Source organism: Kitasatospora sp. NPDC086791, from assembly GCF_040685975.1.
Classification (GTDB): domain Bacteria; phylum Actinomycetota; class Actinomycetes; order Streptomycetales; family Streptomycetaceae; genus Kitasatospora.
This window is the reverse complement of sequence record NZ_JBFBOC010000016.1, coordinates 32,142-51,837: the sequence shown is the minus strand read 5'-3', so window position 1 is coordinate 51,837 and position 19,696 is coordinate 32,142. Positions and strand designations below refer to the sequence as shown.

Genomic DNA, 19,696 nt, shown 5'->3' with positions numbered 1-19,696 from the left:
CTCCCCTCGTCGCTGCCGCGGTGTCGGCTCCACGGTAGGTCACGGGCGGACGGAGCGTCAGAGGAACGTCCTGCCTTCACCCCGGTACGTCGGGACGGTGCGGACCACGCGGTCGCCCTCGATCAGGTGCAGTTCCGCGAAGCGCTCGCAGAGTTCGCCCGCCTTGGCGTGCCGGAACCAGACCCGGTCGCCGATCAACAGGTCGTCCGCGGCCGGACCGAGCAGCGGGGTCTGCACCTCCCCGGCGCCCTCCATCGGGTCGTAGCGCAGGCCCGGCGGCAGGTACGGCACGGGTGAGCGGTCCGGGCCGGCCGCGCCGGAGGCCGGGTAGCCGCCGCCGAGCACCGTCACCACGCCGACCCCGGGGCGGCGCACCACCGGCTGGCCGAACAGGGCGGCCGGACGGCCCCGGAACGAGCGGTAGTTGTCGAACAGCTGCGGCAGGTACAGCCCGGAGCCGGCCGCCACCTCGGTGACGGCGCGCTCGGCCACGGTGGACTCCACGCTGCCGGTGCCGCCGCCGTTGACGAACTCCAGCTCCGCCACCTGCCGCAGCCGCCGGACCACCGCCGCGCGCCGCTCGGCCAGTTCGGTCCGGGCCTTGGCCTGCATCAGCCGGATCAGCCCCGAGCGCACCGGCCGTCCGGGCACCCGGTCGCCCACGCCGGCCACGTGCCCCTCGTACGCCATCAGGCCGACCACCCGGAAGCCCCGGCGGCGCTGGACGAGTTCGGCGAAGGCGCCGAGGTCCTCGGGGGTGCGCAGCGGCGAGCGCCGGGCGCCGACCCGGACCCGGCCGCCCAGCAGGTGCAGCGCGGTGTCCAGCTCCAGGCAGACCCGCACCTCGGCGTCGCCGGCCCGGGCCTTGTCGATCAGGTCCAGCTGGTCCGGGTCGTCCAGCACGACGGTGATCTCGCGCGCGGCCGCCGGGTCGGCGGTCAGCGCGGCGAAGCCGTCCCGGTCGGCGGAGGGGTAGGCGAGCAGGATGTCGCGGACGCCGGTGCGGGCGAGCCAGAGCGACTCGTCGAGGGTGAAGCTCATCACCCCGGCGAAGCCGTCCACGGCCAGCACCCGTTCCAGCAGCGCCCGGCAGCGCACCGACTTGCTGGCGACCCGGACCGGTTTGCCGCCGGCCCGGCGCACCAGGTCGGCGGCGTTGGCGTCGAAGGCCGCGAGGTCCACGACGGCCACCGGCCCGTCCAGGTGGGCGGTGGCACGGTCGTACCGGAGGCGGTCGGAGACCGGGGCAGGCGCGTCGAGGATCACCATGGGCGCAGGGTGCCACAGCGGGCTACCGGTGGGTAGGGGGCGCGTGCAGGGAAATGGGGCCGGTCCGGTGCGGTGGCATAGGCTCGCCGGGTGGACCGCAAAGACTTCTCCAACCCGGCGTTCGTCGGCAAGAACATCCCGAACCCCGGTTTCGGCGACGACGACGGCGCCGCCGACCCGGCGCTCGCGGAGGCCCTCGCCCGCTGGTCGCAGGACCGCGCGGCGGAGCCCGAGGTGCTGGCGGCGCTGACCCCGACCCGGCTGATGGTCCCGATCGTCGCGATTCTCGGCGAGGTCGAGGTGGACGCGCACGGGCACCGGCACGAGAAGACCAGCGACATGGCCGTCCCGGTGCTGGAGGCCCCGGACGGGCGCCGCGCGCTGCCGGCCTTCACATCGCTGGAGTCGCTCGCCCGCTGGCGCGCCGACGCCCGCCCGGCGCCGACGGCGGCCCCGCAGGCCGCCATGGTGGCCTTCTCGGAGCGTGCCGACACCCTGCTGATCGACCCGGCCGGGCCGGTGGCCTTCCAGCTGTCCGGCGCCCGGCTGCGGGCGCTCGCCGAGAACCGCCCGTTCCTGCCGCCGGTGCGGGACCCGGAGGTGCGCGAGGCGGTCCGGGCGCTGCTGGCGGCCGAGCCGCAGGTGGTCACCGGGCTGTTGGCGGCCTCCGGGGGCTCGGACGGGGTGCTCGCGGTGGTGTTCGACCCGGCGCTGGACCAGTCGGGCCTGCAGGCCGCCGCGCAGCGGGTCGGGCAGGCGGTGGCCGCCGACCCGGTGCTGCGGGTGCGGCTGGACCGGGGGCTGGACCTCGCGGTGCTGCCGGCGGACGCGGAGCTGCCGGGGGAGCCGCTGTACCGGCGGTAGGAACCGGGCGCCGGTGGTGGGGACCGGGCGCCGGCGGTGGGAGCCGGGCGCCGATGGTGGCGAACGATCAGGGGGCGCGCCTCGGTCGAGGCGCGCCCCCTGCTGCCGTGCGGACGGGGATCAGGAGTAGACCGGCCCGGTGAACTTCTCGCCCGGGCCCGCACCCGGGGCGTCCGGGACGAGGGAGGCCTCGCGGAAGGCGAGCTGCAGCGAGCGCAGGCCGTCGCGCAGCGGGGCGGCGTGGAAGTTGCTGATCTCCGGGGCACCGGCGGTGACCAGCCCGGCCAGCGCGGTGATCAGCTTGCGGGCCTCGTCCAGGTCCTTGTCCTTCTCGCCGCCCTCGGCGAGGCCGCACTTCACGGCGGCGGCGCTCATCAGGTGCACGGCGACGGTGGTGATCACCTCGACGGCCGGGACCTCGGCGATGTCGCGGGTGAGGTCGTCGAAGCCGATCGCGTCGTCGTCCGCGCCGGGGGTCTGGGTGGGCTCGCTGCTCAAGGGGGGCTCGTTCCGTCGTGCCGTGTTGGGTACACGTGGAGCGTACAAGGGCCCCGCGGCGCGCCGGCCGGGCAGTGCGCCGGGCCGCATTAGCGTTCGACCTCCCGGCGCTGTATGCTTCGAGACTGACCGGCCGGGATCCCGTATGGGCACCTGGCCAGCAAGTGGAGGCTCCACTGAGGAGGCCCGAGAGGGCAACCGCGAAAGTCTCCCACCCGATCGGCCTCGCGGTCGACGGGTCCCGGTCCGCGACGGGCGCCTGGCGCCGAGTCGCCGCAGCGCCCCTCACCGGGCGCGGCCCCCGGTTGTGTGGAGCCCCGCTTGTAACCGAGCGGGGCTTTTTTCGTGTCGCGGGTGCAGATGGTGCCGGAAGGCGCCGGGCAGCGCAGCACGAATGAAGCCCCGCCCAGTGGTCGAGTCCACTACGTGCGACCGCCGTCCGACGGCCGCATCGCAGAAGGTGCAACCGAGGAGGCCCCATCAGCACCGAGCCCCGCATCAACGACCGGATTCGCGTCCCGGAGGTGCGACTTGTCGGTCCCAGCGGCGAGCAGGTCGGCATCGTGCCGCTTGCCAAGGCGCTGGAGCTCGCACAGGAGTACGACCTCGACCTGGTCGAGGTCGCGGCGACCGCCCGGCCGCCGGTGTGCAAGCTCATGGACTACGGCAAGTTCAAGTACGAGTCGGCCATGAAGGCCCGTGAAGCGCGCAAGAACCAGGCGCACACGGTCATCAAGGAGATGAAGCTCCGGCCGAAGATCGACCCGCACGACTATGACACCAAGAAGGGTCACGTCGTCCGGTTCCTCAAGCAGGGCGACAAGGTCAAGATCACGATCATGTTCCGCGGTCGTGAGCAGTCCCGCCCCGAGCTGGGCTTCCGCCTGCTGCAGCGGCTCGCCGACGACGTCCAGGACCTGGGCTTCGTCGAGTCCTCGCCCAAGCAGGACGGCCGTAACATGATCATGGTCCTTGGCCCGCACAAGAAGAAGACCGAGGCGATGGCCGAGGCCCGCGCCCTCGCGGACGCCCGCAAGGCCGAGCGTCAGGGCCGGACCCCCGGTTCCGACGCCGCCCTCGAGGACGACGACGCGGTGGCCGAGGACCTGGTGACCGACGACGCGGCGGCCGAGGCGCAGGACGACGCCCCGGTCGAGGCGCCGGCCGCCGAGGCCGACGCTCCGGTCGAGCAGCCGGCCGCCTCCCAGGGCGCCTGAGCCTTCACCGGCCAGGGCGGCCCGGGAGACCGGCCCCCCACGGTGCCGGGCGTCCCGCCCGGTCACCGCAGATCCATCCAGTTCACGCCCGCGTGGTACGAACCGCGCGGGCGTGGACGGGACCGACGAGGAGATACGGCGAAATGCCGAAGCAGAAGACGCACAGTGGCGCCAGCAAGCGCTTCAAGATCAGTGGCTCTGGCAAGGTGCTGCGCGAGCGCGCCGGCCGCCGCCACCTCCTGGAGCACAAGCCCTCGACGCTGACCCGCAAGCTGGCCGGGACGGTCGAGCTGGCCCCCGCTGACGCCAAGAAGATCAAGAAGCTTCTCGGCAAGTGATCGCCTTCCCGCCCGGCGAGAGCCGTGAGCGGGGCAGCTGATCCTTCCCGACCCATTCGAATGACGGACCACGTGAAGTAGTCCGTGGTCCAACCCAAGGAGTAATCAAGTGGCACGCGTCAAGCGGGCAGTCAACGCCCACAAGAAGCGCCGGGTCATCCTGGAGCGCGCCAGCGGCTACCGTGGCCAGCGCTCGCGGCTGTACCGCAAGGCCAAGGAGCAGGTCACCCACTCGCTGGTCTACAACTTCAACGACCGCAAGAAGCGCAAGGGCGACTTCCGTCAGCTGTGGATCCAGCGCATCAACGCTGCGGCCCGTGCCAACGGCATCACCTACAACCGCTTCGTGCAGGGCCTGAAGGCCGCCAGCGTCGAGATCGACCGCAAGATGCTGGCCGACCTGGCCGTCAACGACCCGGGTGCGTTCGCCTCCCTGGTCGAGGTCGCCCAGAAGGCGCTGCCGGCCGACGTGAACGCCCCGAAGGCCGCCGCCGACGCCGCCTGATCTTCCGAGATCGGTTGAGCTCCGACCGGACCCGCAGGCCTCCTGCGGGTCCGGTTCTGCTTTCCGCCCCCCCAGCGTTCCAGACCCGCAGCGCCCCAGCCCCCGCGCCCCCGACCCCTCAGCGCCCCAGAGAACGAGGCCATGCCGAGCACCGACACCCCCCTGCTCACCTCCCTGCGCTCGCCGCGCGTCGTCGCCGCCCGCCGGCTGGCCAAGCGCAACCAGCGCACCAAGGAGCGCCGCTTCCTGGCCGAGGGCCCGCAGGCCGTCCGGGAGGCCATCGCCTTCGGCAGGCTGCCGGGGACGCAGGAGCACGCCGTGGTCGAGGTCTACCTGACCCCGGAGGCCGCCGAGCGGCACGTCGGCATCGTCGAGGCCGCCCTGGCGGAGGGGCTGCCGGTGCTGACCGCCACCGACGAGGTGATCGCCGGGATCTGCGACACCGTGACCCCGCAGGGCATCGTGGCGCTCTGCCGCTTCATCGACACCCCGTTCGACGAGGTGCTCAGGGCCCGCCCGAAGCTGGTCGCGATCCTCGCCCACGTGCGCGACCCGGGGAACGCCGGGACCGTGCTGCGCACCGCCGACGCGGCCGGCGCGGACGCCGTGGTGCTCACCGACGCCTCGGTGGACCTCTACAACCCGAAGGCCGTCCGGGCCTCCGTGGGCAGCCTGTTCCATCTGCCGGTGGCGGTCGGCGTGCCGGTCGAGGAGGCCGTCGGGAAGCTGCGCGAGGCCGGTGTCCGGGTGCTCGCCGCGGACGGTGCGGGGGAGCGCGACCTGGACCGGGAGCTGGACGAGGGCACCCTGGGCGCACCCGGCGCGTGGGTGTTCGGCAACGAGGCGTGGGGGCTTCCGGAGGAGACCCGCGCGCTCACCGACGAGGTCGTGCGCGTCCCGATCCACGGGCACGCCGAGAGCCTCAACCTGGCCACCGCGGCAGCCGTCTGCCTCTACGCCTCGGCCCGGGCGCAGCGTTCGCCCGGCGGCTGCCGCTCGAACGCCTGACGCACCCGGGGGCGCACCGGGATCACCCCGTTGCAAGCCCTACTGCGGGGGCCTGCGAGGCGCTAGGGTCTGCCTCGGTGGGGGGAACGGCACGGTGGGTAATCGGGGAGGCAACCCATGGTCGGCAGCGGGCCCGAGCTCGACCCGGACGACCTTCCGGACGGCCTGGTGGTCGCCGACGCGCTGGGCCGGGTGGTCTGCTTCAACCGGGCCGCGGCCCGGCTCACCGGGGTGCTCCCGCAGGCCGCGCTCGGCTGCGTGCTGGAGGACGTCCTCCCGCTGGAGGACCTGGACGGCCGGCGCTGGTGGCAGCTGACCGACCCGTACGGCGGCCTGGCCACCCGCACCCGCCAGCCGGAGCGCAACCTGCTGCTGCCCGGCGGCCACGAGGTGCTGGTCTCCGCCCGGTACGTCCGCGCGGTGCCCTGCGGGCCGCTGGAGCGCCTGGTGATCGCCCTGCGCGGCACCGAGGCCCGGCGCCGCACCGAGCGCAGCCACGCCGAGCTGATCGCCACCGTCGCGCACGAGCTGCGCTCCCCGCTGACCAGCGTCAAGGGCTTCACGGCCACGCTGCTGGCCAAGTGGGAGCGGTTCACCGACGGGCAGAAGCGGCTGATGCTGGAGACCGTGGACGCCGACGCCGACCGGGTCACCCGGCTGATCGCCGAGCTGCTGGACATCTCCCGGATCGACGCCGGGCGGCTGGAGCTGCGCAAGCAGGTGGTCGACCTGGCCGCGGCGGTGCGCCGGCACGTCGAGCGCAAGGTCGCCACCGGCATCCCCGAGGAGCGCTTCGACATCCGGGTCAGCGAGCCGCTGACCGTCCTGTGGGCCGACCCGGACAAAGTCGACCAGGTACTCGCCAACCTGCTGGAAAATGCGGTGCGGCACGGCGAGGGAACTGTCACGATCGAGGTGGCACCGGCCAAGGAGGTCGTCGAGACGCCCGTCTGGGAGCGCTCCGGCACCCCGCCCCGCATCGTGGAAGGCACAGCGGTCACCGTGAGCGACGAAGGAAGCGGCATCCCCGAGGAGTCGATGCCGCGCGTCTTCACCCGCTTCTGGCGCGGCTCCAAGCGCGGCGGCACGGGCCTGGGCCTCTACATCGTCAAGGGCATCGTGGAGGCCCACGGCGGCTCGATCCGGGTCGACCGCGCGCCCGGCGGCGGTGCCCGGTTCCGATTTATCCTGCCCGCCGGTGTGCCCGACTTCATGCTCTGATCCCTGCTCCGGGCGAGCTCCGAGCAGGCGCTGAGTCGGGGCCGGACGGGCTTCGCGCCAGCGGCGCTACGCGCTGCGACTACACTCGACCTTTGGCGTCGCGCAACGCCCTGTGCGGCTGAGCCGCGGACAACCACTCCCCGTGAGCCTCCGGTGAACGGAGACCGGCTGCCCGTGCCCCGGCCCCGCCGGGCGTGACGCGAAGGCGAGCCCACACACCTGAGCACGGACGAGCAGGAGCACGGGAAAGATAGAGATGTCGGCACCCAACAAGTCGTACGACCCGGTCGAGGTCGAGGCCCTCAAGCCCGAGGTGGTGGAGCAGGCGCGGGACGAGGCCGTCGCCGCCTTCGCCGCCGCCAGCACCCTGGACGAGCTGAAGCAGGCCAAGGTCGCCCACACCGGCGACCGGTCCGCGCTCTCGCTCGCCAACCGCGAGATCGGCGCCCTGCCCCCGCACGCCAAGGCCGCCGCCGGAAAGCTGATCGGCCAGGCCCGCGGGGCCGTCAACCAGGCCCTCGCCAAGCGGCAGGCCGAGCTGGAGGCGGAGCGGGACGCCCGTGTGCTGGTCGAGGAGGCGGTGGACGTCACGCTGCCGTACGACCGCGCCCCGCGCGGCGCCCGGCACCCGCTGACCACCATGGCCGAGCGCATCGAGGACACCTTCGTCGCGATGGGCTACCAGGTCGCGGAGGGCCCCGAGGTCGAGGCCGAGTGGCTCAACTTCGACGCCCTCAACCTGGGCCCGGACCACCCGGCCCGCTCGATGCAGGACACCTTCTTCGTCCAGGCCCCGGACGGCTCCGCCGACTCCGGCGTGGTGCTGCGCACCCAGACCTCCCCGGTCCAGGCCCGCACCATGCTCGACCGTGAGCCCCCCGTCTACGTGGTCTGCCCCGGCCGGGTCTACCGGACCGACGAGCTGGACGCCACCCACACCCCGGTCTTCCGCCAGGTCGAGGGCCTCGCGGTGGACGAGGGCATCACCTTCGCCGACCTCAAGGGCACCATCGAGGTGCTGGTCGAGAAGCTGATCGGCGACCACCTGGAGCTGCGCTGGCGGCCCTCGTACTTCCCGTTCACCGAGCCGTCGGCCGAGGTCGACCTGCAGTGCTTCGTGTGCCTCGGGGCGAGCGTCGGCAACCCGGACCGCCCGTGCCGCACCTGCTCCTCCGAGGGCTGGATCGAGCTCGGCGGCTGCGGCGTGGTCAACCCGCGGGTGCTCGTCGCCTGCGGTGTCGACCCCGAGCGCTACAGCGGCTTCGCCTTCGGCCTCGGCCTGGAGCGGATCCTGATGAATCGTCACAACGTCGCCGACATGCGCGACATGGTCGAGGGTGACGTGCGCTTCACCCTCCCGTTCGGGATGGAGATCTGATGCGCGTCCCGCTTTCCTGGCTGCGCGAGTACGTCGACCTGCCGACCGGTGCGACCGGCCGTGACGTCGCGGAGCGCCTGGTCCGGGCCGGCCTGGAGGTCGAGACCGTCGAGCAGATCGGCGCCGACCTCAAGGGTCCGCTGGTGGTCGGCGAGGTGCTCTCCATCGAGGAGCTGACCGGCTTCAAGAAGCCGATCCGGCATTGCTTCGTCAACGTCGGCGACGCCAACGGCACCGGCGAGCCGCAGGAGATCGTCTGCGGCGCGAGCAACTTCGCCGTCGGCGACAAGGTCGTGGTCGTGCTCCCGGGCGCCGTGCTGCCCGGGCCCTTCCCGATCGCGGCCCGCAAGACCTACGGCCAGACCTCGGCCGGCATGATCTGCTCCGCCCGCGAGCTGGGCATGGGCGACGACCACAACGGCATCATCGTGCTCCCGCCGGAGTACGAGCCCGGCACCGACGCCATCGAGCTGCTCCAGCTCGTCGACGAGGTGCTCGACATCGCCGTCACCCCGGACCGCGGCTACTGCCTGTCCATGCGCGGCGTGGCCCGCGAGGCCGCCGCCGCGTACGGGCTGCCGCTGGCCGACCCGGCGCTGCTCGACGTGCCGCCGGCCAACTCCTTCGGCTACCTGGTCAAGGTCAACGACCCGGCCGGCTGCGACCGCTTCGTGGCCCGGACGGTCGTCGGCGTCGACCCGGACGCCAAGTCCCCGATCTGGCTGCAGCGCCGCCTGCAGAAGTCGGGCATCCGCCCGATCTCGCTGACCGTCGACATCACCAACTACGTGATGCTGGAGGTCGGCCAGCCGCTGCACGCCTACGACAAGCAGCGCGTGGCCGGTCCGATCACGGTCCGCCGGGCGGAGCAGGGCGAGACCCTCACCACCCTCGACGGCGTCGAGCGCGAGCTCGCCGCCGAGGACCTGCTGATCTGCGACACCAGCGGCCCGATCGGCCTGGCCGGGGTCATGGGCGGCGCCTCCACCGAGATCCTCGACCCGGCCGCCGGCCCGGGCACCACCGAGGTGATCATCGAGGCGGCGCACTTCGACCCGGTCGCCATCGCCCGCACCGCCAAGCGGCACAAGCTGCCCTCCGAGGCCTCCAAGCGCTTCGAGCGCGGGGTCGACCCGGAGGCCGCCCGTGCCGCCGCGCAGCGCGCCGTCGACCTGCTGGTCCTGATCGCCGGCGGCACCGCCGAGGCCGGGGTCACCGACATCGCCGCCCCGCACCCGGTGCGCACCATCACCATCGCCGCCGACCTGCCCGACCGGGTGGCCGGCACGGCGTACGGCCGCGAGACCGTCACCCGGCGCCTGCAGGAGGTCGGCTGCTCGGTCTCCGGCGCCGACGTCCTGGAGGTCACCCCGCCGACCTGGCGCCCCGACCTCACCGACCCGTACGACCTCGCGGAGGAGGTCATCCGGCTGGAGGGCTACGACAACGTCCCCGCCCGGCTGCCCGACGTGCCGCCGGGCAAGGGTCTGACCGAGGGCCAGCGGATCAACCGCCGGATCGGGGTCGCGCTGGCCGGGGCCGGCTACGTCGAGGTCAACAACTACCCGTTCCTCGGCGAGACCGCCTGGGACGCGCTCGGCCTGGAGGCGGACGACCGCCGCCGCCGTACGGTCAAGCTGGTCAACCCGCTGAACGACGAGGAGCCGGCGCTGCGCACCACGCTGCTGCCGGGTCTGCTCGGTGCGCTGCGCCGCAACATCGGCCGGGGCAACACCGACCTGGCGGTCTACGAGACCGGCACGGTCTTCCTGCCCAAGGACGAGCTGTCCGTGGCCCCGCGCCCGGCCGTCGACCGCCGGCCCAGCGACGCGGAGCTGGCCGAGCTGGACGCCGCACTGCCGGACCAGCCGCGTCGGATCGCCGTCGCCCTCGCGGGCGAGCGGCTGCCGTCGGGCTGGTGGGGCAAGGGCGCCCAGGCCTCCTGGGCGGACGCGGTCGAGGCGGCCCGCACGGTGGCCCGCGCGGCCGGCGTCGAGCTGACCGTCCGCCAGGGCCGGCTGGCGCCCTGGCACCCGGGCCGCTGCGCCGAGCTGGTCGTCGCCGGCACCGACCGGGTGGTCGGCCACGCCGGTGAGCTGCACCCGCGGGTGCTCAAGGCGCTCGGGCTGCCGGCCCGCACCGCCGCGATGGAGATCGACGTCGACCTGCTCACCGCCGACGGTGCCGAGCGGGTCAGCGGCCCGACCGTCTCCGGCTTCCCGGTGGCCACCCAGGACGTCGCGCTGATCGTCGACACGGCGGTTCCGGCCGCCGACGTCGAGGCCGCGCTGCGCAACGGTGCCGGCGAACTGCTGGAGGCCATCCGGCTGTTCGATGTGTTCACCGGCGAGCAGGTCGGCGAGGGCAAGAAGTCGCTGGCGTACGCGCTGCGCTTCCGTGCCGTCGACCGCACCCTGACCGCCGACGAGGCCACCGCCGCCCGCGAGGCGGCCGTCGCCGAGGCCGTCGCCCGCACGGGAGCGGTCCTGCGCGGCGCCTGACGCCGCAGCACCCGCCCAGGGGCCCCGCCCCGGACCACCCGGTCCGGCGCGGGGCCCCTGGCGTTTCCGGCGCGGTGCCGCGGTGACGGAGCCCGGGGCCGGCCGGATGGCGGGCCTGGGGCTGGTCTGCTGTGTGGCGGCGGTGTGGTGGGTGCGGCGGCGGGCGGTCTGACCTGTGGGGGTCGGAGATCGTTTGAAGAGTTTCCGTCAAAACCCTTGCGGGCGGGCGGTCGGGCGGCTTTCCTACTTCTCGTTAGGAAAGTTTCCTAACCCTACGAGGAATCGGAGCGTCCCATGCGCCCTCAGCCCCGTCGTGCCCTCCGCATAGCCCTCGCCGCCGTCCTGGTGGCCGCGCCCCTCACCGTCGCGGCCACCACGGCGGCGCAGGCCGCCCCGGCGCCGGCCGCGGCCCTCCGGCTCAAGGCGGTCGGGCTGGAAGACCCGCACAAGAAGGACATCGCGATGCAGCTGGTGTCCAGCGCGGAGAACTCGTCGCTGGACTGGAAGGCCCAGTACAAGTACATCGAGGACATCAAGGACGGGCGGGGCTACACCGCCGGCATCATCGGCTTCTGCTCCGGTACCGGCGACATGCTGGACCTGGTCCAGCACTACACCGACCTCAAGCCCGGCAACGTGCTGGCGAAGTACCTGCCCGCGCTGAAGAAGGTCAACGGCAGCGACTCGCACGCCGGCCTCGGCTCCGCGTTCGAGCGCGACTGGGCGGCCGCCGCGAAGGACTCCGTCTTCCAGCAGGCCCAGAACGACGAGCGCGACCGGGTGTACTTCAACCCCGCCGTCAACCAGGCCAAGGCCGACGGCCTGCGCGCGCTCGGCCAGTTCGCCTACTACGACGCCATCGTCATGCACGGCCCGGGCAACAGCTCGGACAGCTTCGGCGGCATCCGCGCCGCCGCCATGAAGAAGGCCAGGACCCCCGCCCAGGGCGGCGACGAGGCCACCTACCTCAAGGCCTTCCTGGACGCCCGCAAGGTGGTCATGAAGAAGGAGCAGGCGCACTCCGACACCAGCCGGGTGGACACCGAGCAGCTGGTCTTCCTCAACGCCAAGAACTTCGACCTCAACCCGCCGCTGAAGTGGAAGGTCTACGGCGACAGCTACAGCATCAACAGCTGACGCGACGTCAGAACGCGGGGCCCGCACGCCGGATCACGGCTGCCGGGCCCCGCGGTCGTCCGCGCCGGACGGGGTCAGGCGCTCGCGGTGTAGTCGTAGAAGCCCCGGCCGGACTTGCGGCCGAGCAGGCCCGCGTCGACCATCCGGGAGAGCAGCGGGGGAGCGGCGTACAGCGGCTCCTTGTACTCGTCGTACATCGACTCGGCGATCGAGACGATGGTGTCCAGGCCGATCAGGTCGCACAGGCGCAGCGGGCCCATCGGGTGGGCGCAGCCGGCCTCCATGCCCTTGTCGATGTCGGAGGCGGTGGCCACGCCCGACTCGAACATCCGCACCGCGGACAGCAGGTACGGCACCAGCAGCGCGTTGACCACGAAGCCGGCCCGGTCGCGGGCGCGGATCGGCTCCTTGCCGAGCACCTGGGAGGCGAAGGCCTCGACCCGCTCGGTGGTGGTCGCCGAGGTGGTCAGGGTCGGGATGACCTCGACCAGCTTCTGCACCGGCGCCGGGTTGAAGAAGTGCAGGCCGATCACCTGCTCCGGGCGGGAGGTGGCGGCGGCCAGCTTCACGATCGGGATCGAGGAGGTGTTGGAGGCGAGGACCGCGTCGCGGCGCTCGATGACCTGGTCCAGGGTCTGGAAGATCTTGACCTTGATGTCCTCGCGCTCGGCGACGGCCTCGACCACCAGGTCGCGGTCGGCGAAGTCGGACAGGTCGACGGTGAAGGACAGCCGGGCCATCGCCTCGTCCCGCTGCTCGGGGCTCAGCTTGCCGCGCTTGACCGCCGTGTCCAGGGAGTTGGTCAGCCGGGTGCGGCCGAACTCCAGTGCCTCGCCGCTGGCCTCCGACACCAGGACGTCCAGCCCGGCCCGGGCGAAGACCTCGGCGATGCCCGACCCCATCAGGCCACAGCCCACTACTCCGACGCGCGCGATGTCACTCACTCAGTTGCCCTTCGGTGGTGCTGGGGGTCGCCCAGCGACTGGTGGCCCAGCGAGCTGCTGGTCAGCGGGCGGTGTACCGGAATCTGGTGCACCGGTCACCGCCCCGACGACGTTACTACTCCGTACCGGCCGGTAGGTCACCCCCTCCCCGCAGCGGTGCCACCGCGCCCGTTCCCCCGAACGGGTGAGGCAGCGGTCCGGGCCCGTGTGCCCGGGGCCACCGCCGGCCGCCGGCCGACAGAATGCCGCAGGCGGGGGCCCGGACGGGGTCGGCACGGACGGCGGACGGCGGACGGCGGACCGGGTCGGGGCAGGCAGCGGTCGGGGGACGGGAAGGGAGCACACACGGTGTCGACGGGATCGCTCGAAGGACAGGTCGCCCTGATCACCGGCGCCGGCCGGGGCATCGGCCGGGAGATCGCCATCGGCCTGGCCGCCGAGGGCATGGCCGTCGGGCTGCTCGGCCGCACCCACGAGACGCTGACCGACACCCTCAAGGAGTGCGTCAAGCACGGCTCCCGGGGCGTCGCCGTCACCGCCGACGTCACCCGCCACGGATCGGTGCGCGAGGCCGTCCGGCTGGTCGAGCGCGACCTCGGCCCGATCGACCTGCTGGTCAACAACGCCGGCCTGGTCGACCGCGCCGAGGTGCCGGTCTGGGAGAGCGACCCCAACCAGTGGTGGCAGGTGATCGAGACCAACCTGCGCGGCCCGTACAACCTGCTGCGCTGCGTGCTGCCCGGCATGGTCGACCGCCGTGGCGGCCGGGTGATCAACCTCAACTCCGGCTTCGCGCTGCGTCCGGACGGCAACTACACCGCGTACGCCACGTCCAAGGGCGCGCTGCTCCAGCTCTCCGACAACATGGCGGACTCGCTCGCCCGGCACGGCGTCGTCGTCCTCGACATCAGCCCGGGCGCGGTGGCCACCGACATGACCGCCGGGATGCCGATGTTCAAGGACACGAAGACCTGGGGCTCCATCCCGTGCATGGTCGCGGTCACCGCGGACGCCGCCCGCGGTCGCTTCGACGGGCTGCACGGGCGGTTCGTCCACGCGGGGCTGGACGACCTGGCGGAGCTGGTCGAGCGGGCCGAGCGGATCCGCGAGACGGACGCCCGCACCCTGCGGCTGCGCCCGTACAAGGCCGACGACCCGATGCTCTGACCGGTACGGCCGCGATCCTCACGCGCAGAGCAGGCTGGCGGTCACCGGAGTCAGTCCGGCCTTGGCGAGGCCGTCCAGGATGGCCGGCAGCGCGTCCACCGTGCACTGGTGGCCCATGTGCAGGGCCACCACCGAGCCGCCGCGCACCGAGGTCAGCACCCGGCGCTGCAGCTCGGCGGCCGAGGGGTCGCTGTAGTCGCGCGGGTCGACGTCGAAGGACAGCACGTGCTCGTAGCCGACGGCCCGGGCCTGCTCGCGCACCATCGGGGTGGCGTACTGCGCGGCGGAGGGGCGGAACCAGCGGCCGATCGAGCCGGTGAGCCGCTGCAGCCGGTCGGCGCACTGGGCGATCTCGGCGCGCGCCTGGTCCGGCGTCATGGCGGAGATGTTGAGGTGGTTCTGGGTGTGGTTGCCCAGCTCGTGGCCGCCGTCCAGGATCCGCCGCGCCATCTGCGGCTGCTGGTCGAGCCAGCTGCCGACCGCCATCACGGTCAGCTTGGCGCCGCGCTGCTCGGCGATCTCCAGCAGCGCGGTGGCCAGCTTCGGGTCGCCGCTGCCGTGGAAGGTGAGCGCCACGTTCTTGCCGGTGCGCGGCCCGTACGCGACCTCGACCGGGGTGCCGGGCGCGAGCGGCGGCAGCGGGGGCGGGGTCGGGACCGGCGGGGCGGAGGCCTGGGCGGCCGCCGCGCTCGGATCGGCGGCGCTCGGATCGGCGGCGGGCCGGGGCGCCGCGGTGCCGGCCTGGCCGGTCGGCGCGGGGGAGGCCGGGCCCTCGCCACCGTTCCAGGCCGGGTCGGTGACGTGCTGCGGGTCGACGGTGCCGGGGTGCGCGGCCAGCGCCCCGGGGTCGGCCCGGCGGGGTGCGCCGGTGCCGCAGGAGGTGAGGAGGCCGCCGGCGGCGGTGAGGGCGGCCAGCTTGGCGGCGGTGCGCAGTACGGTGCGGCGGTCGGCAGTCATCGGCAGCCAGCATAGAGAGGACGGCCGCGACGGGCGATCCGGTATGACCGGTCCGTACCATCCTTGACGTGCACACACTCTGTCTACGGGTGTTGCGTAAACCCGAACTCCCGCTGTTACCGCCGGGTGTCGTTGGATACGATCACCGCGCACCGCGCGTCGAACGGGCGGTGGCGACACTTCCGGCATTGCGCATTGGGGGCGGACAGGATGGACGAGGACACCACGGCGACCGGCCGGGCGACCGGCGGCGACTGGGACTGGGCCAAGGCGGACGACTGGCAGCCGCCGAGCGAGCTGGACACCGGCGTCCCGCACACGGCCCGGATGTACGACTACTACCTGGGCGGCAAGGACAACTTCGAGGCCGACCGCAAGGCCGCCCAGGCCGCGATAGCCGCCTACCCCGCGCTGCCGCTGCTGGCCCGCACCAACCGGCAGTTCCTCGGCCGGGCCGTGGAGTTCGCGGCCGACCGGGGCATCCGCCAGTTCGTCGACATCGGCACCGGCATCCCGGCCGTCGGCTCCACCAGCGAGGTCGCCCAGCGGGTCGCCCCGGACGCCCGCGTGGTGTACGTGGACAACGACCCGATCGTCGCCACCCACGCCCGCGCCCTGCTGGCGAGCCACCCCGCCGGGCACACCTCGGTGATCGAGGCCGACCTGCGCGACCCGGCCGCGATCCTCGCCCACCCCGGGCTGGCCGCCGCGGTCGACCTCTCCCGGCCGGTCGCGCTGATGCTGGTCGCCGTGCTGCACTTCATCCGGGACGAGGACGGCGCGCAGCAGATCGTCCGCACCCTGCGCGACGCGCTCGCCCCGGGCAGCGCGCTGATCCTCTCGCACGGCAGCCCCGACTTCGCCTCCCGGGAGAGCGCCGCCGAGGGCACCCGCATCTACAGGAGCGCCAGCGCCCCGCTCGTGCTGCGCCCCCGGGCCGGCGTCGAACCGTTCTTCGGCGACTTCGAGTTCGTCGGCCCCGGGCTCGTCCAGCTCCCGCTCTGGCGGCCCGCGGCAGGGCACGTCCCCACCACCGAACTGCCCGAGGGCTGGCAGGACGTCTCCGCCTACGCGGGCGTCGCGTTCAAGCGGTAGGACCGGTCCTCGAAAGCCCGGCCGTGACCGGGCCCGACCGACCGTGACCGAGCCCTGCCCCGGCGCCTCCCTCCTGCGCCGGGACCGGGCCCGGTCGCAGCCTACGCAACCCGACTGACAGTCCCTCAGCCGCCCGGGAGTCCGCGGCGTGACCACCGCCCTGCCGTCCCCGTCATCCCTGCCGCCGCTGCCCGCCGAGGTCGCCGACCTGCTGCGCGCCCTCGACGCCCCGCCCCGGCTGGTCGCCCACCTCGCGCTGGTGCACGAGGTCGCCGAGCGGATCGCCGAGTTCTGCGCCGACGCGGGCCTGGAGTTCGACCGCGCGGCCGTCCGGTACGGCGCCGCCACCCACGACATCGGCAAGACCGTCCACCCGGAGGAGCTCTCGGCGCCCGGCTCCGCCCACGAGGCCGCCGGTCACGCCCTGCTGCTCGCCCGCCGGGTCCCCGAGCGGCTCGCCCGCTTCGCCCGCAGTCACGCGAGCTGGGGCGAGCCCGGTGTCACCGTCGAGGAGTTGCTGGTGAGCCTGGCCGACAAGGCCTGGAAGAACAAGCGCGTCCCGGACCTGGAGGACCGCGTGGTCGACCGGCTCGCCGCCGCCACCGGCCGGGAGCGCTGGGAGGCCTTCCTCGCCCTGGACGACCTGCTCGCCGGGATCGGCGAGGACGCCCCGGGGCGGCTCGCCGTCCAGGCCGCGCACCCCGTGCGAACCGGGGGAAACTGACGCGACAGGGCGCGCGCGGCGGTGTTAGTTTCCGCGGCATGGAACCCCTGAGTGAGAACGAGATCCGCGCGTCCTTCGTCAACTGCTCCAAGGGCGAGGCCCGTCGGCTCAACCTGCCCCGGGGCCTGGCCGAACTGCCCTGGGAGAACCTGGACTTCCTCGGCTGGCGGGACCAGGGCGCGCCCGACCGCGCCTACCTGGTGGCGCCGTACGGCGGCGAGCCGGTCGGGGTGACGCTGCGGGTGCCGACGGTCCGGCGCAGCCTGACCAGGACCAACGTCTGCTCGCTGTGCATCACCGGGCACGCGGGCACCGGCGTCGCGCTGCTCGCCGCCCGCCGGGCCGGCGCGGCCGGGCGCGAGGGCAACACGGTCGGGACCTACATCTGCGCCGACCTCGCCTGCTCGCTCTACGTGCGCGGGCTGAAGAAGTCGGCGCTGGTCATGCGGCCCGACGAGTCGCTGCCGCTGGAGGAGCAGATCGCCCGGACGGTGGGCAACCTCGACGCCTTCCTCGCCAGGGTGCTCACCGACACGGCCGTCACCCCGGGGTGAGGCCCCGGCGGGCGGCCGCCGGAACCCGGGCAGGACCCGGGCGGGGCTCAGTACCCGCGCAGGCCGTCCAGCTCGCGGCGCTCCCGTTTGGTCGGGCGACCGGCCCCGCGGTCCCGCTGCCCGGCCGCCGCGACGAACTCGCGCGGCGGTCGCGGCGGGCTGTTGTCCACCAGGCACTCCGCCGCCGCCGGGGCGCCGACCCGCTTGCGGATCAACGTCCGCACCACCACCACCCGCTCGTGGTTCTCCTCGCGGATCCGGACCTCGTCCCCGGGCTTCAGCGCCTGGGCCGGCTTGGCCCGCTCCCCGTTCACCCGGACGTGCCCGGCCCGGCAGGCGGCCGCCGCCAGTGCCCGCGTCTTGACCAGCCGGACCGCCCAGATCCAGCTGTCCACCCGCACGCTTCCCTCGTGTTCAGCCATCCTCGGAGCCTACCCAAGCGGCCCGGTCCGGGCGCCCGCCCGCGCGGATGCCGCCCGCCTACGCGGATGCCGCCCGCCTACGCGGATGCCGCCCGCCTACGCGGCGGCCGGCGCCTCCTGGATCGCCCAGCCGTTGCCGTCCGGGTCGTTGAAGAACACGAAGTTGTTCCAGGCCTCGCCGTGCCCGTCCACCCGGGCCCCCGCCACGAAGTGCTGGACCGGGCTGACCTGGACGCCCCGCGCCACCAGTTCGGCGTGCGCCTTCTCGATGTCCGGCACCACCAGCTGGAGGCCCTTGACCGACCCCGGCGAGGAGTCGATCACCCCCTTGCCCACCACGATCGAGCAGGGCGAGCCCGGGGGCGTCAGCTGGACCACCCGGACCCCGTCCCGCAGACGGGTGTCGTGGTCCACCCTGAAGCCGACCTGCTCCTCGTAGAAGAGCTTCGCGCGGTCCACGTCGGACACCGGGACCACGACGACTTCGAGCTTCCAGTCCATCGCCCTCACCTCTCTCGGTCGGGCTCTTCCAGTATCCGTCCGGCGGCGGTCATCCAAAACTGTTCCCCGTCGGCCGTCCGATAGCCTGAGAACACGATGAATCCGCAGACCACGCCCGCCGCGACCCCGTTCTCCACCCCGTGGGGCACCCTCGACCTCACCCGCTTCCCCGAGGACCCGCGCGAGCGGCTCCGGGCCTGGGACGCCGCCGACGAGTACCTGCTGCGCCACCTCGCGGGCGAGGCGGACAGCGCGGCCGGCGCCGCCACCGAGCTGGCCGGCCGCCGGATCGCCGTCCTCGGCGACCGCTGGGGCGCGCTGACCACCGCGCTCGCCGAGCACCGGCCGTTCCAGATCTCCGACTCCCACCTGGGTCGCCGGGCCACCCTGGCCAACCTGGCCCGGGCCGGTGCCGCCGTCGACGAGGACCGGCTGCTCAGCACCCGGGACACCCCGCCGGAGCGGATCGACGTGCTGCTGGTGCGCGTCCCCAAGAGCCTGGCCCTGCTGGAGGACCAGCTGCACCGGCTCGCCCCCGCGCTCCACCCCGGCACCGTGGTGGTCGGTACCGGCATGGTCACCGAGATCCACACCTCCACCCTCCGGCTCTTCGAGCGGATCCTCGGCCCGACCCGCACCTCGCTGGCCGTCCGCAAGGCCCGGCTGATCCTCTGCACCCCGGACCCGGCGCTCGACCCCGGCCCCAACCCGTGGCCGCACCGCTACGCGCTGCCGTCGGACCTCGGCGTCGCCGCCGGCCGCACGGTCGTCAACCACGCCGGTACCTTCTGCGCCGAGCACCTCGACATCGGCACCCGCTTCTTCCTCGCCCACCTGCCCGTCCCCGCCGCGGGCGCCCGGGTGGTGGACCTCGGCTGCGGCAACGGCGTGGTCGGTACGGCCGCCGCGCTGGCCGGGCCCGGCGCGGAGCTGCTCTTCGTGGACGAGTCGTACCAGGCGGTGGCCTCCGCCGAGGAGACCTTCCGCACCAACCTGGGCCCGGACGCCCCGGCCGAGTTCCGCACCGCCGACGCGCTGGCGGCGGACGTGGTCGACCCCGGCTCGGTGGACCTGGTGCTCAACAACCCGCCGTTCCACTCCCACCAGGCCACCACGGACGCCACCGCCTGGCGGATGTTCACCGGCGCCAAGCGGGCGCTGCGGCCCGGCGGTGAACTCTGGGTGGTCGGTAACCGCCACCTCGGCTACCACGTCAAGCTGCGCCGCCTGTTCGGCAACTGCCGACTCGTGGCGGGCAATCCCAAGTTCGTGGTGCTGCGCGCCGTCAAGCGCTGACCGGCCCCCGCCCCGGGCCCCCGCCCCGGGCGTCTGCCCCGGGCTCCCCGCCGTCCCGCCCCTGGCCGTCCCCGGGGCGGTTCGACACGAACTCCTTGCA

General features: G+C 73.7%; 20 protein-coding genes. 14 read left to right on the top strand and 6 right to left on the bottom strand.

The annotated features are described in order from the left end of the window. Positions 1-57: 57 nt before the first annotated feature. A complete protein-coding gene (locus AB0Q99_RS21470; RefSeq protein WP_363574072.1) occupies positions 58-1,269 on the bottom strand; it encodes an alanine racemase in 1,212 nt (403 codons plus the stop codon). Between the two features lie 90 nt (positions 1,270-1,359). Here AB0Q99_RS21470 and AB0Q99_RS21465 point away from each other — a divergent pair, with 90 nt between their 5' ends. Continuing rightward, positions 1,360-2,133, top strand: a complete 774-nt coding sequence (locus AB0Q99_RS21465; RefSeq protein WP_363574070.1) for an SseB family protein — start codon at positions 1,360-1,362, stop codon at positions 2,131-2,133. Positions 2,134-2,253: 120 nt separating this feature from the next. Here the strand turns inward: AB0Q99_RS21465 and AB0Q99_RS21460 are convergent, their stop codons facing one another. After that, the gene (locus AB0Q99_RS21460; RefSeq protein ID WP_051829769.1) at positions 2,254-2,631 is read right to left on the bottom strand and encodes a DUF1844 domain-containing protein; all 378 of its coding nucleotides are present in this window, start codon (positions 2,629-2,631) and stop codon (positions 2,254-2,256) included. 479 nt (positions 2,632-3,110) lie between these two features. Between AB0Q99_RS21460 and infC the strand changes: the two genes are divergently transcribed. From infC to AB0Q99_RS21420, 8 genes are all read left to right on the top strand, one after another. Further along, positions 3,111-3,848, top strand: coding sequence for a translation initiation factor IF-3 (infC, locus tag AB0Q99_RS21455; RefSeq protein ID WP_363574217.1), 738 nt, complete (start codon positions 3,111-3,113; stop codon positions 3,846-3,848). Between the two features lie 143 nt (positions 3,849-3,991). Next, positions 3,992-4,186 carry a 50S ribosomal protein L35 gene (rpmI, locus tag AB0Q99_RS21450; protein ID WP_030055648.1) on the top strand — a complete coding sequence of 65 codons (195 nt, stop codon included), beginning with the start codon at positions 3,992-3,994 and terminating at the stop codon, positions 4,184-4,186. 109 nt (positions 4,187-4,295) lie between these two features. Next, positions 4,296-4,691, top strand: a complete 396-nt coding sequence (gene rplT / locus AB0Q99_RS21445) for a 50S ribosomal protein L20 (RefSeq protein WP_030055649.1) — start codon at positions 4,296-4,298, stop codon at positions 4,689-4,691. Between the two features lie 141 nt (positions 4,692-4,832). Further along, entirely contained in the window at positions 4,833-5,699 is an 867-nt protein-coding gene (locus tag AB0Q99_RS21440) for an RNA methyltransferase (RefSeq protein ID WP_363574068.1), read from the top strand. Between the two features lie 117 nt (positions 5,700-5,816). Further along, entirely contained in the window at positions 5,817-6,920 is a 1,104-nt protein-coding gene (locus AB0Q99_RS21435; protein ID WP_363574066.1) for an ATP-binding protein, read from the top strand. A gap of 256 nt (positions 6,921-7,176) precedes the next feature. Further along, positions 7,177-8,298, top strand: coding sequence for a phenylalanine--tRNA ligase subunit alpha (gene pheS / locus AB0Q99_RS21430; protein ID WP_363574064.1), 1,122 nt, complete (start codon positions 7,177-7,179; stop codon positions 8,296-8,298). Further along, positions 8,298-10,799 carry a phenylalanine--tRNA ligase subunit beta gene (gene pheT, locus AB0Q99_RS21425; RefSeq protein WP_363574062.1) on the top strand — a complete coding sequence of 834 codons (2,502 nt, stop codon included), beginning with the start codon at positions 8,298-8,300 and terminating at the stop codon, positions 10,797-10,799. The genes pheS and pheT overlap by 1 nt, the downstream gene beginning before the upstream one ends. 294 nt (positions 10,800-11,093) lie before the next feature. Then, positions 11,094-11,936, top strand: a complete 843-nt coding sequence (locus AB0Q99_RS21420; protein ID WP_363574060.1) for a chitosanase — start codon at positions 11,094-11,096, stop codon at positions 11,934-11,936. Positions 11,937-12,010: 74 nt separating this feature from the next. Here AB0Q99_RS21420 and AB0Q99_RS21415 read toward each other — a convergent pair whose 3' ends face one another. Then, entirely contained in the window at positions 12,011-12,880 is an 870-nt protein-coding gene (locus tag AB0Q99_RS21415; protein WP_363574058.1) for a 3-hydroxybutyryl-CoA dehydrogenase, read from the bottom strand. A 348-nt stretch (positions 12,881-13,228) separates the two neighbouring features. Between AB0Q99_RS21415 and AB0Q99_RS21410 the strand changes: the two genes are divergently transcribed. Further along, entirely contained in the window at positions 13,229-14,047 is an 819-nt protein-coding gene (locus tag AB0Q99_RS21410) for an SDR family oxidoreductase (RefSeq protein ID WP_363574056.1), read from the top strand. Positions 14,048-14,065: 18 nt separating this feature from the next. Here AB0Q99_RS21410 and AB0Q99_RS21405 read toward each other — a convergent pair whose 3' ends face one another. Next, complete coding sequence (locus AB0Q99_RS21405) at positions 14,066-15,004, bottom strand: polysaccharide deacetylase family protein (RefSeq protein ID WP_363574054.1); 939 nt, start codon at positions 15,002-15,004, stop codon at positions 14,066-14,068. Positions 15,005-15,214: 210 nt separating this feature from the next. Between AB0Q99_RS21405 and AB0Q99_RS21400 the strand changes: the two genes are divergently transcribed. The 3 genes from AB0Q99_RS21400 (at position 15,215) to AB0Q99_RS21390 (ending at position 17,377) form a co-directional block, all read left to right on the top strand. Further along, positions 15,215-16,099, top strand: coding sequence for an SAM-dependent methyltransferase (locus AB0Q99_RS21400; RefSeq protein WP_363574052.1), 885 nt, complete (start codon positions 15,215-15,217; stop codon positions 16,097-16,099). Positions 16,100-16,247: 148 nt separating this feature from the next. Next, on the top strand, positions 16,248-16,823 hold the full coding sequence (locus AB0Q99_RS21395) for an HDIG domain-containing metalloprotein (protein WP_363574050.1): 576 nt from the start codon (positions 16,248-16,250) through the stop codon (positions 16,821-16,823). Between the two features lie 38 nt (positions 16,824-16,861). Continuing rightward, positions 16,862-17,377, top strand: coding sequence for an FBP domain-containing protein (locus AB0Q99_RS21390; RefSeq protein ID WP_363574048.1), 516 nt, complete (start codon positions 16,862-16,864; stop codon positions 17,375-17,377). Positions 17,378-17,424: 47 nt separating this feature from the next. Here the strand turns inward: AB0Q99_RS21390 and AB0Q99_RS21385 are convergent, their stop codons facing one another. Together AB0Q99_RS21385 and AB0Q99_RS21380 are read right to left on the bottom strand one after the other, a co-directional pair. Continuing rightward, complete coding sequence (locus AB0Q99_RS21385; protein ID WP_363574046.1) at positions 17,425-17,799, bottom strand: S4 domain-containing protein; 375 nt, start codon at positions 17,797-17,799, stop codon at positions 17,425-17,427. A 96-nt stretch (positions 17,800-17,895) separates the two neighbouring features. Continuing rightward, complete coding sequence (locus tag AB0Q99_RS21380; RefSeq protein WP_363574044.1) at positions 17,896-18,300, bottom strand: VOC family protein; 405 nt, start codon at positions 18,298-18,300, stop codon at positions 17,896-17,898. A gap of 96 nt (positions 18,301-18,396) precedes the next feature. Between AB0Q99_RS21380 and AB0Q99_RS21375 the strand changes: the two genes are divergently transcribed. Further along, on the top strand, positions 18,397-19,596 hold the full coding sequence (locus tag AB0Q99_RS21375) for a methyltransferase (RefSeq protein WP_363574042.1): 1,200 nt from the start codon (positions 18,397-18,399) through the stop codon (positions 19,594-19,596). Positions 19,597-19,696: the final 100 nt, after the last annotated feature.

Excerpts from the sequence above, each read along its gene's own strand:
- AB0Q99_RS21470 (WP_363574072.1), bottom strand. The coding sequence starts at position 1,269 with ATGGTGATCCTCGACGCGCCTGCCCCGGTCTCCGACCGCCTCCGGTAC.
- AB0Q99_RS21380 (WP_363574044.1), bottom strand. The coding sequence starts at position 18,300 with ATGGACTGGAAGCTCGAAGTCGTCGTGGTCCCGGTGTCCGACGTGGAC.
- AB0Q99_RS21400 (WP_363574052.1), top strand. The coding sequence starts at position 15,215 with ATGGACGAGGACACCACGGCGACCGGCCGGGCGACCGGCGGCGACTGG.
- AB0Q99_RS21375 (WP_363574042.1), top strand. The coding sequence starts at position 18,397 with ATGAATCCGCAGACCACGCCCGCCGCGACCCCGTTCTCCACCCCGTGG.
- pheT (WP_363574062.1), top strand. The coding sequence starts at position 8,298 with ATGCGCGTCCCGCTTTCCTGGCTGCGCGAGTACGTCGACCTGCCGACC.
- AB0Q99_RS21390 (WP_363574048.1), top strand. The coding sequence starts at position 16,862 with ATGGAACCCCTGAGTGAGAACGAGATCCGCGCGTCCTTCGTCAACTGC.
- AB0Q99_RS21435 (WP_363574066.1), top strand. The coding sequence starts at position 5,817 with ATGGTCGGCAGCGGGCCCGAGCTCGACCCGGACGACCTTCCGGACGGC.
- rpmI (WP_030055648.1), top strand. The coding sequence starts at position 3,992 with ATGCCGAAGCAGAAGACGCACAGTGGCGCCAGCAAGCGCTTCAAGATC.
- AB0Q99_RS21385 (WP_363574046.1), bottom strand. The coding sequence starts at position 17,799 with ATGGCTGAACACGAGGGAAGCGTGCGGGTGGACAGCTGGATCTGGGCG.
- pheS (WP_363574064.1), top strand. The coding sequence starts at position 7,177 with ATGTCGGCACCCAACAAGTCGTACGACCCGGTCGAGGTCGAGGCCCTC.
- AB0Q99_RS21405 (WP_363574054.1), bottom strand. The coding sequence starts at position 15,004 with ATGACTGCCGACCGCCGCACCGTACTGCGCACCGCCGCCAAGCTGGCC.
- AB0Q99_RS21420 (WP_363574060.1), top strand. The coding sequence starts at position 11,094 with ATGCGCCCTCAGCCCCGTCGTGCCCTCCGCATAGCCCTCGCCGCCGTC.
- AB0Q99_RS21440 (WP_363574068.1), top strand. The coding sequence starts at position 4,833 with ATGCCGAGCACCGACACCCCCCTGCTCACCTCCCTGCGCTCGCCGCGC.